Origin of the sequence: Paenibacillus radicis (ex Gao et al. 2016), assembly GCF_014641555.1 — a bacterium.
GTDB lineage: Bacteria > Bacillota > Bacilli > Paenibacillales > Paenibacillaceae > Pristimantibacillus > Pristimantibacillus radicis.
The window spans coordinates 531,696-547,267 of sequence record NZ_BMHY01000003.1; the positions used below are offsets into that span (position 1 = coordinate 531,696).

General features: G+C 52.6%; 15 protein-coding genes. All 15 read right to left on the reverse strand.

Annotated elements, in window-relative coordinates:
- Positions 1-80 precede the first annotated feature (80 nt).
- Positions 81-281, reverse strand: coding sequence for a cold-shock protein CspD (cspD, locus tag IEX98_RS10960; protein ID WP_042168546.1), 201 nt, complete (start codon positions 279-281; stop codon positions 81-83).
- 254 nt (positions 282-535) lie between these two features.
- A complete protein-coding gene (locus IEX98_RS10965; RefSeq protein WP_188889127.1) occupies positions 536-1,282 on the reverse strand; it encodes an IclR family transcriptional regulator in 747 nt (248 codons plus the stop codon).
- 45 nt (positions 1,283-1,327) lie between these two features.
- Entirely contained in the window at positions 1,328-1,975 is a 648-nt protein-coding gene (locus IEX98_RS10970; protein WP_229692093.1) for an ABC transporter permease, read from the reverse strand.
- A complete protein-coding gene (locus tag IEX98_RS10975) occupies positions 1,972-2,931 on the reverse strand; it encodes an ABC transporter ATP-binding protein (RefSeq protein WP_188889129.1) in 960 nt (319 codons plus the stop codon). The genes IEX98_RS10970 and IEX98_RS10975 overlap by 4 nt, the downstream gene beginning before the upstream one ends.
- A gap of 72 nt (positions 2,932-3,003) precedes the next feature.
- Positions 3,004-3,906 (reverse strand): ABC transporter substrate-binding protein, encoded by a 903-nt coding sequence (locus IEX98_RS10980; RefSeq protein ID WP_188889131.1) that lies wholly within the window; start codon positions 3,904-3,906, stop codon positions 3,004-3,006.
- A gap of 18 nt (positions 3,907-3,924) precedes the next feature.
- Positions 3,925-4,569 carry an ABC transporter permease gene (locus tag IEX98_RS10985; RefSeq protein WP_188889133.1) on the reverse strand — a complete coding sequence of 215 codons (645 nt, stop codon included), beginning with the start codon at positions 4,567-4,569 and terminating at the stop codon, positions 3,925-3,927.
- 94 nt (positions 4,570-4,663) lie between these two features.
- Entirely contained in the window at positions 4,664-5,914 is a 1,251-nt protein-coding gene (locus tag IEX98_RS10990; protein ID WP_188889135.1) for a Zn-dependent hydrolase, read from the reverse strand.
- Positions 5,911-7,170 (reverse strand): M20 family metallo-hydrolase, encoded by a 1,260-nt coding sequence (locus tag IEX98_RS10995; RefSeq protein WP_188889137.1) that lies wholly within the window; start codon positions 7,168-7,170, stop codon positions 5,911-5,913. Before IEX98_RS10995 ends, IEX98_RS10990 begins: the two co-directional genes overlap by 4 nt.
- Positions 7,171-7,195: 25 nt before the next feature.
- On the reverse strand, positions 7,196-8,569 hold the full coding sequence (locus IEX98_RS11000) for a dihydroorotase (protein ID WP_188889138.1): 1,374 nt from the start codon (positions 8,567-8,569) through the stop codon (positions 7,196-7,198).
- The gene (locus IEX98_RS11005) at positions 8,553-10,127 is read right to left on the reverse strand and encodes an HAL/PAL/TAL family ammonia-lyase (RefSeq protein ID WP_188889140.1); all 1,575 of its coding nucleotides are present in this window, start codon (positions 10,125-10,127) and stop codon (positions 8,553-8,555) included. Before IEX98_RS11005 ends, IEX98_RS11000 begins: the two co-directional genes overlap by 17 nt.
- 69 nt (positions 10,128-10,196) lie before the next feature.
- Positions 10,197-11,291 carry a DUF917 domain-containing protein gene (locus IEX98_RS11010; RefSeq protein ID WP_188889142.1) on the reverse strand — a complete coding sequence of 365 codons (1,095 nt, stop codon included), beginning with the start codon at positions 11,289-11,291 and terminating at the stop codon, positions 10,197-10,199.
- Positions 11,291-12,946: a urocanate hydratase gene (locus tag IEX98_RS11015; protein WP_188889144.1), complete on the reverse strand. Its 1,656-nt coding sequence runs from the start codon at positions 12,944-12,946 to the stop codon at positions 11,291-11,293. Before IEX98_RS11015 ends, IEX98_RS11010 begins: the two co-directional genes overlap by 1 nt.
- A 298-nt stretch (positions 12,947-13,244) precedes the next feature.
- Complete coding sequence (locus IEX98_RS11020; protein WP_188889146.1) at positions 13,245-13,988, reverse strand: polymer-forming cytoskeletal protein; 744 nt, start codon at positions 13,986-13,988, stop codon at positions 13,245-13,247.
- 20 nt (positions 13,989-14,008) lie between these two features.
- On the reverse strand, positions 14,009-14,686 hold the full coding sequence (locus IEX98_RS11025; RefSeq protein ID WP_188889148.1) for a polymer-forming cytoskeletal protein: 678 nt from the start codon (positions 14,684-14,686) through the stop codon (positions 14,009-14,011).
- Between the two features lie 15 nt (positions 14,687-14,701).
- Positions 14,702-15,331 (reverse strand): YhbD family protein, encoded by a 630-nt coding sequence (locus tag IEX98_RS11030; RefSeq protein ID WP_188889150.1) that lies wholly within the window; start codon positions 15,329-15,331, stop codon positions 14,702-14,704.
- Positions 15,332-15,572: the final 241 nt, after the last annotated feature.

Here is a 15,572-nt window from a genome sequence, read left to right on the forward strand (position 1 = left end):
CTTTCTTGAATTCGTTATAGGTGCAGCTGCGATAAAAAATCGCCCCAAACGTCAGTCCGGGGCATGATTCTCTGCTAATCCTACAGCTTTACAACGTTCTCAGCTTGCGGTCCGCGGTTGCCTTGTACGATGTTGAATTCTACGCGTTGACCTTCGTCAAGCGATTTGTAGCCGTCGCCAACGATTGCGCTGAAATGCACGAATACGTCGTTGCCGCCTTCAACCTCGATAAAACCAAAGCCTTTTTCTCCGTTAAACCATTTCACTGTTCCTGTTTCCATTCTAAAAAACCACCTTTTATCTGATTTACATGACCTTCTTACTTCTTTATAAAGAAATAAAAATTCACATAGTGTACAAGGTTATTGCTCCTTAGAATAACCCTCTACGCTATGTGAATTCGTTAGGTCGCTATTTCGATAAACTTATTATAACACAGATCCGCGCGAATAAAAATTGGCATTCGCTGTAAATGAATGACAATCGGTAAAAAAAGGCGGATTTCGAGACGCTTTAGGCCTAGAAAACCCAGCCTTTAAGCCAATCCGCCAAGTTTACAAGAAATTTGCGATGCCGCCGATTTTACATCCTGAATGAGTTTTGGCATCTCCTGTTCGCTCAACCGATGAACAGGACCGGCAGCTGACAAGCTGGCGACGATGCGCTGCTGCGGATCAAAGATTGGAGCCGCAACCGCGAATACATCTTCATCCACCTCGCCAAGCGTCAGGGAATAACCGTTGTCCCTGATCTGCTGCAGCTCATTGAGCAGTGAAGTTTTATCTGCGCTTTTATCCTCTTCGAAGACTTTGGTCATTTCGGAGATTATTTTATCGCTTTCGTAAGCGAGCAAAATTTTTCCCGAGGCGCCAGAGTTGAGCGGCAAAATGCGGCCGTTCTCAATCGTCAGCCTGACCAATCTTCGGCTTGTTACGTTTTCTATGCAAATGGCTTTGGAGCCTGAACGGACAAACAGCACCGTCGTTTCATTCGTCAGACCCGTAAGGTCTTCCATAATAGGCCGGGCAATCGTCAGGAGTTCCTTCTCGATCTGCTGGGACAAGCTTCTTGCCAGGTCAAAGATTCGAAGTCCCAATCCGATTTGACCCCTGCCTTTGCGCTCTACGAAACCATTCTTAATGAGCGTTTGAATAAAACGGTAAGCTGTACTGTCGGGAATGCCGACCTTCTCCGCAATTTCGCTAACCGTCAGTGTAGCTCCCGATTCAGCAAGCACGAATAAAATGTCGATCGCACGTCCCAATGTTTGAGTCCCATTCATCTCTACACCTCAAGTGAAAGCAATAGTCACACTCTGACTATTATATCATATTCGTTGCTCGCCGCGTGCTCTGCGCAGCATCGTTTTTTCAATTTCCAGCAGCATGGTATTGGCCGTCAGCGCAAGCAGCGAGACGAGCAGCGTTCCCCACACCATTTTCGGAACCGAGTTCTGATAAAGCCCTTGGAATAAAATCGTGCCCAGCCCGCCTGCATTGATCCATGCCGCAATGGTGGTAATCCCGATTACCGATACCGAAGCGATTCGCAAACCGCCAATAATGACCGGCAGTGCCAGCGGCAGCTCGATCTTCACGAACAGCCTCCATGGCCCAAACCCCATTCCTTTTCCCGCCTCAATAATCGCAGGATCAATGGATTGGAATCCCGAAATGACATTGCGCACGAGAATAAGCTGGCTGTAGACGACTAATGCGATAATCGCCGGCTTTGCGCCGAGCCCCACCAGCGGAATGAGCATGGCGAACATGCCTAAGCTCGGGATAGCATAAATGATACCTAATACCGATAATACAGGAATCGAGATCCGCCGGTGCTTGGACAGCCAGTAGCCGATGGGAAGCGCGATTATAATTGCAATTAATAAAGATACGAGCGTTAAATAAATGTGCTCCAGAAATGCGGTCAACAACTCGTTATAATAGCGGGTGAAATAGTCCAGGATCCCTTTCATTTGCCGTTACCCAGCTTCAACTGCTCCAGCGTCAGTTGGCCTACAGGCTCGCCGCTGCTGTTCTCAACAACAACATAAGGAACATTATGCTGCAGCAGCGTTTGAAGCACAGTCTTCAAGCTGTCTCCGGTCTGAACGCGCGGAATGTCTGCTCCAACCGGCTCCTGCGGCAGAGCGGTCATATGCTCTCCTGCCCGCATCAGGCTCAACTGCTGGAACAAATCATCCGCTTGAATCAATGTCGAGACGAACTCGTTGCTTGGCTTGGACATGACCGCAAGCGGCGTATCATATTGCTGAATCGTGCCTTCATTCATAACGATCATCCGATCACCAAGCTTCATCGCCTCTTCGACGTCATGGGTGACGAATAATACAGTTTTGCCCAGCTCCTGCTGAATGCTCTTGAAGTCATCCTGCAGCTTCGTACGTGTAATAGCGTCTATTGCGCCAAATGGCTCATCCATGAGCAGAATGGCCGGATCGCCGGCCATCGCCCGTGCTATACCGACGCGCTGCTGCTGGCCGCCTGACAACTGGCGCGGATACAGCTTCTTGTAGTTTTCCGGCAGATGAACGAGTTTCATTAAGTAATCGACTTTCTCCGCCGTTTTCCGACGCTCCCAGCCGAGTATGTTCGGTACGGTCGCAATATTTTGCTCAATCGTCAAATGCGGGAACAGCCCCACCTGCTGGATGACATAGCCGATGCTTTGGCGCAATTCGGTCACAGGCGTGCTCCGGATATCCTTGCCGAATACGGAAATCGTTCCTGTCGTGGGCTCGATGATGCGGTTGACCATCTTCAGCAAGGTCGTCTTGCCGCAGCCTGATGCGCCTAAGATCGTGACAAAAGAGCCTTGCGGTACGATGAGACTCGTCTCATGAACGGACGGCTTTGCTGCCTTGGGAAACGTTTTGGACACCTGTTCGAACTTGATTGCCTCTTTGCTCATTATTATCAGCTCCTGTAGGAAGGGGGCTTCCCCTTATTTGGAGAAACCCCTTTGCATCTTTCGATCGATTGCTTATTTCAACAAGCCTTGCTCTTTCAAGAATGCTTTTGCTACATCGGCATACTCTTTCTTGTCGATGTCGACTTGCGCATTCAGTTTTTGTACAGTCGTGTTGTCCAGCTTAGCCGAAACGGCGTTCAGTACTTTAGCTACTTCTGGATCCTTCTCGTTCAGCTCGCCGCGAATGACCGGAGCTACGAAGTATGGAGGCCAGAACTTCTTGTCGTCTTCAAGCAGGACAAGATCCGGGTTCGTCAAATCGCCGTCCGTCGTGAAGCCAACCGTTACATCCGCTTCGCCATCCAGCGTTACGCGGTATTTGATGCCGTAGTCAAACAGCTTGATGCTTTTGAACTTCATTTCGCCGTAGAACGCGTTCAAACCTTTCAAACCGTCTTCGCGCTCTTCAAATTCCGGTACAGCGCCCAGGTTCAGCTCAGGAGCCAGCTTTACAAGATCGGAAATTTTGTAGAGATTGTATTTCTCCGCGATTTTTTTCGTCGTTACGAGACCTTGCGAATCGTTCGCGTTCGTTGGCTCCAGCCATACGAGATTGAATTTTTCTTTGTAGCCTTTCGCTACTTCGTCATATACCGCTTTAGCGTCGGATTGCGGAGGCAGCTCCAGCACGTTGATCAGGCCTGTGCCTGTATATTCCGGGTAGAAGTCGATGTCGCCTTTTTTGAGCGCTTCGTGAGCAACCAGCGTACCGCCGAGGTTCAGCTTGCGGTTGACTTTGTAGCCTGCATCTTCAAGCGCAAGGGCGTACATTTCGCCTAGAATCAGTGATTCTGTAAAGTTTTTGGAGCCTACTTTCACGACCTGCTTGCCAGAGCCGCTATTGGACGAGCAAGCGCTGACGACCAGAACGATACTAATAAGTAAAGTTGCTATTACTGTTAATCTCTTTTTCATGAAAAGACCCTCCTCATTTTATAAACGCTGATATTTGCTTGCCGCTCTTTCGATCCCTGCGAAGCCGATTTCTGATAGAATGGCTAACAACGCCACCGGCAATGCTCCAACGAGCAAAAGAGAGAACTTGTACATCCCCAGTCCGTTAATGATGAACGTTCCAAGCCCGCCTCCCCCGATAAATGCAGCCAAGGTTGCACTGGCGACTACCTCCACTGCGGATGTCTTCATACCCGAGAGCAGCAAGGGCGCTGCAAGCGGCAGCTCGATCTTCCGCAGCAGCATCCGCGGCCCCATGCCGAGGCCAGAGGCGGCTTCTATAATGGAGGGCTCAATGCCCCTAAAGCCCATATAGGTGTTAATGAGAATCGGCGGACAGGCCAGCAGCGTGAGCGCGACCAGAGCCGGTGCAAAGCCGGTTCCCATAATCGGCAATATAATGACAAGCACCGCCAGACTGGGAATGACCCGCAGCGAATTGAACAAGCCCATGATCGGCCCGGTCAGCCACTGCTTCTTGGCGCATAATATGCCAAGCGGTATACAAATAACGGCAGCGATCAGGAGCGCGTACACGCTCAGTGTTAGATGGACCCGAACCGCCTCCCAGAAACGGTCGCTGTTCGCTACTATATAATCGTAGGCACCGAGGAAAACATTCACTTGAAATCGTCCTCCCTTCCTATTGATTATCAATTATTAATAATTATTTACCAATATTATTAATCCACATTTCCTATTATGTCAATCGGAATGATTATGTTATATCATTTGAAAGTCGAATTAGGGTGTACAGCAGGACATTCGCCCCAGCTTCGCAATCTTCCGGACTGCTCCACTCCTGCGGATGATGGCTGATTCCATCCCGTGACCGGACCAAAATCAAGCCTATATCCGCCAATTCGTTCATCGCCACAGCATCATGGCCTGCTCCGCACACCATCCGATGCTCTTGGATTTCCAGCGCCTTACAGCCCCTTCCAATCGCGTCCATAATCGGTGAGGCAGACTGCACAGGGTCCGCACCGTCAATGACACGGATAGATGCTTCCAGCCCCCGTTCACCGGCCACTCGGGCGATGCCTGCCTCAATCGCCTGCTCCATCTCGTGAAGAGAATCAAGCCGTTCATGACGCACGTCCACGGTGAACAAAACTTCGCCAGGGATGACATTGATGGCACCCGGGCTTATCTGCAGCGTACCCACCGTCGCAACGCCGTCCGCCTGCAATGCGATTTGCTCTGCCGCTAGCATGGCCTCAGCTGCCGCTGCCAGCGGATCGCGGCGCAGCTTCATCGGCGTTGTGCCGGCATGATCGGCTCTTCCGCGCAATCGCACCTCCAGCCATCGATGACCATAGATCGCGGTGGCAATGCCTACGGAGAGCTCACGATCCTCCAGAACGCGGCCCTGCTCAATATGCAGCTCGACATAGGCTTTGATTTCCTCGCGGCTGCGGGCGGCCAGCGACGCCTTATGCGGTTTCAAGTCTGCCCTTTCCATCGCTTCTTTAAGCGTGATGCCGGAAAAATCAGTCAACTCCAGCCAAGCCTCGTCCCAGTCGCCTGCCATCGCCCGGCTGCCGAAGTAGCCTGCCCCGAAACGAACGCCTTCCTCATCGGTAAAACAAATGACCTCCAGCGGACGCTCATGACGAATACCTTGCTCCTTAATAGTTCGAAGAGCTTCAATTCCACTCACTACGCCTAGCGGCCCGTCGAACCGTCCTGCCTGAATGACCGAATCGATATGCGAGCCGGTCACCACCGCTCCTTGGACAGCTCCATCGCCTTCGAGACGGCCTATCAAGTTGCCTGCCTCATCCTGCCTGACGTCCAGTCCCGCATCCTTCATCAAGCGGACAATGAACTGCCGGGCCCCCAGCTCTTCTTCGCTAAGCGACAAACGCGTGACACCGCCGCTGGAATCCGCTCCGATCTCGCCTAACTGCTGAAGCGAATGCCATAGCCTCTCGCCGTTAATCCGCGGGATAACCACCTCACTCATTCGGCCACCCGCTCACCGTGCGCATCAAAGACCAGCAGTGCTGAGCCAAGCGCCTCCGTGCCGGCTGCAACATCGGCATAATCCGTCCATTCCTCCGGACAATGGCTTCTGCCATCCTTGCTCGGCACGAAGATCATTCCGATTGGCGCAATTCGGGCCAACTGATTGGCGTCATGCCCCGCCCCGCTCGGGAGAGATATCGAAGGAGCAACGGCGGCGCAGGCTTTCATCACCTGCTCCAATACAGCCGCCTCCACTTGTACGGCATCCGAGCGCGACAGTATTTCAATCGACAGCTTAAGACTCCGTTTCTCAGCAATGACGGCTGCGTCCGCAGCAAAAGCGTCATATACGGCCTCCACGATGCTCCGCTCCAGCGAGCGAATTTCGAGCTCGAACCGGATGAGACCCGGCACCACATTGGAGGCGTTTGGTTCATTGGCGATTTTGCCGATGGTGCCTACCGCATCCTTCGCATGACTGAGACAATGGCGTTCGAAAGCCAATCCGATTTCGCAGAAACCCGCGAGCGCATCATTGCGCATGTTCATCGGTGTCGTGCCGGCATGGTTTGGCGCGCCTTCCAGCGTAACGCGGCAGCGTTGAATGCCGACGATGCCTTGCACCGCGCCAAGACGATGCCCCGTCTGCTCCAGCACTGGCCCCTGTTCGATATGCAGCTCCAGATAGAGCGCTACGTCACCCGGTTTTCTAGCTTGCTCAGCTAGCTTAGCAACGTCGCCTCCCTGCCCGTTAATCGCATCCGCGAGCTTCAGCCCGGCATGGTCGCGAAGCTCCAGCATCTCGGCGGTGAGATTGCCAACCATCCCGCGGCTGCCAATCGTCGAAAGGCCGAACTCGCTAGGCTCCTCCGCTGTAAAATCGACGATTTGCAGCGGGTGGCGCAGCCGGATGCCCGTTTCTTGCAGACGGCGTGCGATTTCGATTCCTGCCAGAACGCCGATGATGCCGTCAAAGCGCCCGCCTCCCGTAACGGTATCGGTGTGGGAGCCGATCAGAATCGGCGGCAATGCCGGCTCGCTTCCGGGCAGGCTTCCAATGAGATTGGACGCCGCGTCGATCGACGTGGACAAGCCCGCCTCCTGCATCTGCTCCGCCAGCCATTCTCTCCCGCTGTCGTAATACTCCGTAAACGGCCGCCGGGTCCACCCCGGCTTGGCCGCATCCCGGAATGTAGACAACTGCTCAATGCTCGCCTGCAGTCTGGCAACGTCCGGAATCAGTTTATCGCCCATTCCAATCACTCCCCTCCGAATGTGGTTAACGCTGATGCTCCGCTTTAATGAATTGGCCCAGTCCCGGTTCGCCGACTACAATGCCAGCTTCATAGACTGTCTTTCCTCTTACGAAGGTATGCGTAACCTTCCCTTGCATTTCCATACCGTTGTAAGGACTCCAGCCTGCGCTGGAATGCAGCTCCCGCTCATCCATCGTCCAGGCAATCGCCGGATCGATAATGACTATGTCGGCATCGTAGCCCGCCGTTAGGCGGCCTTTACGATGACCGAGGCCAAATACATCGGCAGGCCTTTGACAGAGCAGACGAACCAGATCAGTCAGCGACAGCTTGCCCTTCGCTACCCCTTCACTGTAAATGACCGGCAGCAAATGCTCGACGCCGGGAGCACCGGAGGCATTATTGAAAATATCCTCGTCCGATTTGCGCTCAAGCAGCCACGGCGCATGGTCAGACGTAATCATATCGATTGCGCCGGATTTCGCGAGCTCCCATAAGCCGTCAACATCCTGCTTTGTGCGAAGCGGCGGATTGATCTTGCCTTTTGCCTTCAAACGGGGCATATCATCCTCGCTGAGCGTCAAGTAATGCGTACACGTCTCCGCCGTTACCTTCGCACCGAGCGAACGGAAGTAATCCGCCAGTTGGAAAATACGAGGGTACGTACAGTGATAGAGATGCAGCTTCACGCCTGTCTCATACGCCAGCTCCATCACCGTCAAAGCAGCAACCGACTCACTCACTTTAGGCCGGCTGCGGTTATGCGACCGGGGATCACTGCCCTCCAAGCGGTGCTTGTCAATATAGCGCCGAACGATTTCATCATTTTCACAGTGAACGCCTACCGGACAACCCGTTTCCGCAATAACGGCGAAAGAATCGAGAAGCTGTCCATCATCGATGCGCGGGAAGCGGAAGGAATCGGTGTTGAACATCGACACTTTAAATCCGCAGGCTCCTGCTTCCGCCAATTGGCGGATATGCTCATAGCCGTCCTGCTTGTGGATCGTCACGAGCATCGCCATATCGACGACGGACTGCTGCTCCAGTTGCTGCCGCTTCTGCTCGAACTGCTCCAGCGTGCAGATCATCCCTGTCGCATCGTAAGGCATTTCAATAATCGTCGTGACGCCGCCTGCCGCTGCCGACTCGCTCGCCGTTTGAAAGCCTTCGTCCAAGGAGCTGTAACAGTGAACATGAGCATCTACAGCGCCGGGAAGCACGAAGCTTCCCTCTGCATGAACGACTCTAGCCGCTAAAGCTTCGGCAAAGGCGGCATCGCCGATTTTGCCAATGGCAGTAATGATACCGTCCTTCACACCTACTGCCGAGTCATAGGACACGCCTTCCGGCAGCACTATATTTCCGTATATGAGGAGATCAAAGGTAGGATTCATTGTGTTCTTCCCCTTCCGTATTCAAGCCTTGGCGAACGAGCGTATAGACGGCGCTGATGTCCGGCGTTAATGGGCGGTCTACCGTCAATGCAGGCACGACGCTCCGAATTTTCTCGTACAGGGCAGAAGAGGCGCTGCTCAAATCCGCCTGAGAGCCGCGCAGATCGATGGCTTGCGCTGCATGCATCGCTTCAATGCCGAGAATATAGTATAAATGGTCGATAATTTCGGACGTCTTGCGAATGACAAGCGGCGTATTGTTCGCATGATCCTCGATATCGCCTGCAATGGCGAAATAGTCCGCCGACACCGGATTAGAGAGCAAACGAATCTCCGCATCCAGTGAAGTATAGGTTTTCTGCAGCGTACCGAATGCTATCGTCCCCGGACTTGGCGCCAGAAAACGTCCAAGTCCGGTGAAAGAAGGCGTACCCAGCTTGAGCGAGCGGTAGCAGGAAATTTTCGACACATGGCTAAGAGCAATCGCAAACGATTCGAACGCTATGGTCCATGATGTTACATCGAAGTTAGAGGAAGGAACGACTCTTCTCTCGTCAATCAGCACGCAGGGATTATCATCGGAGCCATTCAATTGAATGAGCAGCTGCTTCGTCGCGAATGCCAGCGCATCCCGCGCCGCGCCATGCACATGGCAGGCGCTGCGGAAGCTAAGCGGGTCTTGAATGCGGTCAGCACGATCCATCGCCTCCAGAGCTCCGCCGCGAAGCTGTCTTCTAACGTTAGCCGCGCTTATCGCGGCACCCTCGAACGGTCTGACCCGGAACAACCCTTCCTCAAAGGGGCTTGTGCAGCCCTGCAGCGCTTCCAGCGATAAGGCAAAGATCGCATCGGCCGTATCCAGCAGCCGGAGCGCCGATGCCGCGACAAGCGCTGCAGTTCCGGAGGAAAGCGCGTTTGAGCTTACAATCGCAAGCGCATCCTTAGGGCCAAGCCGGCTCATCGGAACCAGGCCTTCCGCTTGAAAAGCATCGACAGCCGCTACCGTTGCATCCTTGTAAATAACGTCGCCTTCACCGAGAATCGCCTGCCCGATATGGGACAATACCGAAATGTCGGCAGCGCCCACCGAGCCGCGAAGCGGAACAAGCGGATGGATGCCGGCATTCAGCATATCGCGGTACATTAAGACAATAGCAGGCTGCATGCCTGTGCAGCCCACCAGCAGCGAGTTCAGCCTGGCCGTCATAATCGCACGGACTTGCGCCACGGACGCGAACGGACCGACAGCTGCGGAATGAGAGTAGATCAAATTCCGATTAAACGTCTCATACATCTCAGGCGTAATCTCGCAATCCTTATTCAATCCCACTCCGCGGTTCAAGCCGTAGATCGGCATGCCTCCGGCAGCAAGCTCGTGGATCAAGAGATGCGCTTCCTCTACCCGCTTCAAAGCGGGCTCAGCCAGCTCTACCCGATAATCGTCAACGGCAATTCGCTCTAATTCGCGAATCGTAAGCTGCTGTCCGTCCAGCACGATGACGCGGTCTGTCTCCGGTGTGCTGTTCTCCTGTTGTTTCCCCTCTGCTATGTCGTTCATTCGAGACACCTTCTTCGTTGAAGTCAAAAACCCGGCTAACTCACTCTGTCCCTTATCCCTTTTAACTTATTAGATGCCCTTCAGGCCATATTCTGCAAGTGGAATACCTAGCGCTTTCTCTACCTCCGGATACACAGTCGGATCCTTCACGCTGGAGCTCAGCGGCACGAATTGCTTATCGATCGCAAACAGTGCCAGCTCCATCCCCTCTTGCACGCCGCCTACACTGATCGGAAGCCCCGTAGCCGCTTCGAAAGTCGTAATAACATCCGGATAGGTAGTCAAGCGGTTACCCTCGGCGTCGTCTACTGCCATATATTCATTCATGACGTGCAGCGTCAACTGCCCGCCCTGTCCGTCTTCCATCGTAATCGTGCCGATATCGAAGGCACCGGAGTAATGAACGTCCTTCTTCAGCACTTTGCCGCGTCCAACGATGCGGCCGTTCGTCTTTTTACACACCGTATCCATAATCGCCTCAGCGCCTTGTGCCTCCGCTTCAATCATGGCGTAGCCCAGCTCAAGCGCCAGCGTAATGCCCCCGATTGCCGCATGCTCCTTTACATAAGAAGCGGGAATCGGATGACGTGCAGAAGCAATGAAGCCGCCCGACATATCCGATGCCGTCCGCAAAATGTTGGAGGTTTTGGCCGGCGTGCCCTTCACGACGAGCTCCAAGTAGGAGCCTGTATCTCTTCTGCCGCCTACGACGACTTGAATTGTCTCGTAGTCTGTACGGGAAGCGAGCCCCATGGAGCCCATCTTGCCCGTCGGATGCGCGCGAATATCGCCAGTAGCATCAACGACGACCAAACCAAGCGCCGCTGCGGGCAGCCAGCCGTTAATCGTGCTGGACATGCCGTTCTGAGGCGTCATAATGCCGACGACTTTGCCATCGAAATTGTCCATCAGCAGCTGTACCGCTTTAATATAATCGACGCCCCACATTTCCCACTCGTTGCCTGCAGGCGCGCCAATGGCTGTCGCAGTTACGATAATCGCATCATCTGGAAGCTCATCAACCGATACCAGCTTCGGCCGGCCAATGCCAACCGCTGCTCCGCCGATTTCGAGGCCGTGATCGACCCAGCCGCCGCCGCCGGAAGCGAATACCGCCCCTCCTCTTACTGCTGCCTGTACATCCTTTATCGTTAATTCACGCATTACGCATTCCCCTTTCGATTCGTGTCGATCCGTCTAATTCCTTTTTTATTGACCTCATCAAGGGACTCTTCATAGCCTGCATCCGCGTAGCGCAGCACACCAAGCCCTGTATCGTTATCAAGCGTTGTCTTCAATCTCAGCTCAGCATCCGAAGTACCGTCGGCAACCAGTGTAACGCCGGCACTCGTCATATAGCCGCTGTACCCGCCGCCACCGGAATGAATCGCAACGAGATCAGCCATCGAAGAGCAATTAATCATCGCGTTGAGCAGCGGCCAGTCTGATATCGCATCGCTGCCGTCCAGCAGATTCTCGGTCATAATGTTCGGATGAGCCATCGAGCCGGCATCCAGATGATCGCGGGAGAAGGCAATCGGGCCGCTAAGCTCACCCGCTGCTACCATGGCGTTCACTGCCAGCGCCAGCTTCGTACGGTCGCCATGGCCGAACCAGCCGATACGTGCCGGCAATCCTTCCACCGGAACGTACTTATTCGCCAGCCGTATCCAATTGACGGCGATCTCATTGTCGCTAAACTCTTTCAATATATATTGGTCAATCTTGCGGATATCTTCAGCGTCTCCGCTTAACGCAACCCAACGGAACGGGCCAATTGCGCGAGCGAACAGCGGACGAAGGAACGCTTCCGTAAATACGGCGATGTCAAACGCATTCTCCACACCGTATTGCACCGCCTGCGAGCGGATGTTGTTGCCGTTGTCGAAGACGATCGCGCCGCGGCGCTGGAATTCCAGCATCGCTTCCACTTCAATGGCAATGGAGGCCCCTGCATCTGCACGGAGCTGCTCCGGTGCTGTTTTACGGAACTCAGCCGCTTTCTCCAAACTGTAGCCGTTCGGAATATACCCATACATCAAGTCATGCGCGGAGGTTTGATCCGTCACGACATCCGGCTGAATGCCTCTACGTACCAATTCCGGATATATATCGGCTGCATTGCCGAGCAGGCCTATAGACAGGCTTTCCTTCTTGGCTTGCGCTTCTGCCACCCATGCGAGCGCCTCGTCCAGACTCGCTGTTTTCCTTTGCAAATAACCAACCTCGATGCGTTTATCGATGCGGGCCTCGGACACTTCCACGCACAGAATAACGGCTTCCGCCATCGTTCCTGCAAGCGGCTGTGCGCCGCCCATTCCGCCTAAACCTGCGGTCAGAATGAATTTCCCAGCCAGACTGCCGTCGAAATGCATACGGGCAATCGATTGGAAAATCTCATACGTGCCTTGAATAACGCCCTGCGAACCAATGTACTGCCAAGCTGCAGCCGTCAGTCCGCCCCAGACGATCAAGCCTTGTTCTTGATATTTATAAAAGTTGTCGCTCGTCGCCCATCTGCCTACAATGTTGCAGTTCGCCATGACGACGATTGGGGCATATTTATGCGTCCGCATAATACCAATCGGCTTGCCCGACTGAATGACGAGCGTCTCGTCTTCTTCTAATGATTTAAGCGTGCTGACAATGGCATGATAAGAATCCCAATTGCGGGCCGCTTTCGCGAGCGCGGCGTAAACGGTAAGCTCCTGTTGATTTTCACCATTTTCGAGAACGTTCTCAAGCATGCGCAGCAGCGCCTCTTGCCTCCAGCCCTTGCAACGAAGCTCGCCGCCCCGGGCTGCCATGATTCTATCCATTTCAGTCACTCCTTATTATCAATATTTAATAATCGATTTCTATCTACCAATAAATTAACAAACCATTACCAGCTAGTCAATAAAAATCGTTAGAGATGCGTCAGTTTAAGTAACGCACTAGGGATTGACGGTTATTTTTATAGGAAAATAACACTTCCCTTAAATCCGAGTACATCACTAAGAATAGTGGATTGCTGCCGTTAAAACAACCTAAAAACGAGCCTGCAGCTTAGCCGCTGCGGCTCGTTTGATTCATTATCATTATTCGTCAATTGTTATGCGATATTCAATCCGCCGCTTATAACTTGCGATACTCCGACACACGGGCACTCTTCTTCTTCTCGAAGCTTTCCTTATATTCCACAAGCCCAATCTCGCAGCCCGGACCTACTGTGATCCGGTTGCCCCGCACGACTGCCGCCTTGGTATGCTCGATATAAATGTCGTCGCCTTCAATAACATTTACAGTTAAACAGGCATGCGGCTGAGGGCGGAAATAGAAATATTGAAGAGGATTTCGCAAGCTCGCTTTCCGAATGGAGATATGCTCCCCTCCGATTTCTTGAACCCAGCAGTCCTGGTATAGCCGGATATCAATTTCACCCGCATTTAGCAGTCCGCCGATTTCGAACATCCCTCGAAGGTTGAATACATCCGCTGCGCAATCTCCTTGAGTCTGGATCTGTCCGGTTATCCTAAACTGTTCCCCGCGCAGACTCCCCTTCGTTTCCACAGATCCCGAGCCGCGCAGCACATTCAGTCTGGCATCGCCGCCAATAGCAGCTGTTCCTGTTAACTTCACCTGCCCCGCCTGAACGTCTCCCGAGAACGAGCCGGTTCCGATCATACTGATATGCTCCGATGACAGGCTGCCGTTCAAGACGAGGGTTCCTATACATTTTAGCCGGCTGCAATCAACGTCTCCGTTAACGACACCGTCCCCCATAATTTTGACTCGTTCATAGCGGCCGCCTGGAGCCGAAGATTGGCCTGTAATCTTCAGGTCTCCTTTAAAAGACTCGATTCCGGTTATTCCCATCATACCTGCCTCCTCTCTTTCCTTTATATACGTTCAGCCCGTTCAACCTTAGCCTTCTTGTCTTGATCAAACTTCGCTTTGTATTCCACCAGACCAATCTTACAGCCCGGCCCGATTATGATATTCGTCCCCCTGACGACCGCTGCAGTCGTGTATTCCAGGTAGATGTCGTCTCCCTCTATCATTTGTGCAGTCAGCTTGCTGACAGGAGGAATCTCAGGCGCCTTTAGCCATTTATTCAAAGATACGGCAGACTGTTTTTGAATATGAATATGTCCGCCGCCGATTTCCGCTATATGACTCGTTCCATTCAATTCTATATGAACGCTGCCTGCATTCAGCATGCCCATTCGCAAACTGCCGTTTGCACGGAGACTTTCAGTTTCACATCTGCCTTTTACGATCAACTTGGCGTTTAACTGCAAGTCTTCTCCGATCAGATCGCCCTTCACTTCTAATTTGCCTTGAACGGACATGGAGTCGGAACGCAGGCTGCCCGTTATGAACGCAACCCCGTTCATTTCCACCTTTTGGGCACTGACGCTTCCATCCACCTTCACTTTTCCGTCCAGCTTAAAATTTGTGCAGACTACGTCGCCATCCACGTCCCCGACACCCTCGATTTTAGCCTCTTGAAAAATACCGCCTTTAAGGGCGCCTATGCCTGATATCAACAAGTGACGTACGGTTTCCTCTACCATCGCCTCTGCCTCCTTTTATAAGGTGGAAATTTTCAGCTTCAATTCCTCTATGCATTTCGCTACAGAAACCCGAAAGATGATTTTTGCCCCGCTTTCGAAAAAAGCCTCACTGCCTGCTGACAGCATCATAACTACGGACATCCCCATTTTCCGAATCATCAGTACGTCGCAATTTTTCCCTTCGTACTTACCATAGTGCTCCATGAGCGTGCGCAGAAGCTGCGGCCCCTCCTCCAAACTCATCTCGCCCGACAGCAGACACTGATCGAGAATGTAGAGATATAAGGTTTGTTCAAAATTGTAGAGCTCCGATTGTCCGACATACGGTGCTGCTAATTCGACTGATGATCGCGAAACAATGTTTCGTTCTAGTATATCAAGTACACGAATGGACTGCCCCGAAGGGATCGGCGAGAACATTTCTGCCAATTCATCCAGCGACAACCCGTCTTTCATATGAAGGATTTTATCGATTCTGGCAAGCATTCGCTGCTTCGGAAAAAAAGTTTCTTGTCCCGTAAAGGCTGACTTTCGGATAAACCACTCTTCAGGAATGATCTGCTTGCGTTTCCAGCGGTACAGCTGACCATATGAGATGCCAGTTAAATCAAGCAGCTCTTTCTTGGAGATGAGTTCTTCTTCCATGGTAACGCCCCTCTCTCTATTCAATGTAACATAACATTGTTACGCAGTAAAGCTGGTCATTGTGGTTAGTTAGAGCATCACGCTGCTTCATTGTGCTTATAGCGAGGTAACTCAGTTAACCTGCATGAAAAAAACGCACCCTGTTGGGTGCGTTTTAAACTTTACATACTAAAAACGGACTCGCTGCGCGTTTTGGTTCATGCTGCTATTCTTGATTCCACTGTCTTCATCGCTTTCACGC

Bases quoted from the DNA above. Each gene is read 5' to 3' on its own strand.
- IEX98_RS10995 (WP_188889137.1), bottom strand. From the start codon at position 7,170: ATGGGCGATAAACTGATTCCGGACGTTGCCAGACTGCAGGCGAGCATT.
- IEX98_RS10990 (WP_188889135.1), bottom strand. From the start codon at position 5,914: ATGAGTGAGGTGGTTATCCCGCGGATTAACGGCGAGAGGCTATGGCAT.
- IEX98_RS11010 (WP_188889142.1), bottom strand. From the start codon at position 11,291: ATGCGTGAATTAACGATAAAGGATGTACAGGCAGCAGTAAGAGGAGGG.
- IEX98_RS10980 (WP_188889131.1), bottom strand. From the start codon at position 3,906: ATGAAAAAGAGATTAACAGTAATAGCAACTTTACTTATTAGTATCGTT.
- IEX98_RS11025 (WP_188889148.1), bottom strand. From the start codon at position 14,686: ATGGTAGAGGAAACCGTACGTCACTTGTTGATATCAGGCATAGGCGCC.
- IEX98_RS11020 (WP_188889146.1), bottom strand. From the start codon at position 13,988: ATGATGGGAATAACCGGAATCGAGTCTTTTAAAGGAGACCTGAAGATT.
- IEX98_RS10965 (WP_188889127.1), bottom strand. From the start codon at position 1,282: ATGAATGGGACTCAAACATTGGGACGTGCGATCGACATTTTATTCGTG.
- IEX98_RS10975 (WP_188889129.1), bottom strand. From the start codon at position 2,931: ATGAGCAAAGAGGCAATCAAGTTCGAACAGGTGTCCAAAACGTTTCCC.
- cspD (WP_042168546.1), bottom strand. From the start codon at position 281: ATGGAAACAGGAACAGTGAAATGGTTTAACGGAGAAAAAGGCTTTGGT.
- IEX98_RS11015 (WP_188889144.1), bottom strand. From the start codon at position 12,946: ATGGATAGAATCATGGCAGCCCGGGGCGGCGAGCTTCGTTGCAAGGGC.
- IEX98_RS11030 (WP_188889150.1), bottom strand. From the start codon at position 15,331: ATGGAAGAAGAACTCATCTCCAAGAAAGAGCTGCTTGATTTAACTGGC.
- IEX98_RS11005 (WP_188889140.1), bottom strand. From the start codon at position 10,127: ATGAACGACATAGCAGAGGGGAAACAACAGGAGAACAGCACACCGGAG.
- IEX98_RS10970 (WP_229692093.1), bottom strand. From the start codon at position 1,975: ATGAAAGGGATCCTGGACTATTTCACCCGCTATTATAACGAGTTGTTG.
- IEX98_RS11000 (WP_188889138.1), bottom strand. From the start codon at position 8,569: ATGAATCCTACCTTTGATCTCCTCATATACGGAAATATAGTGCTGCCG.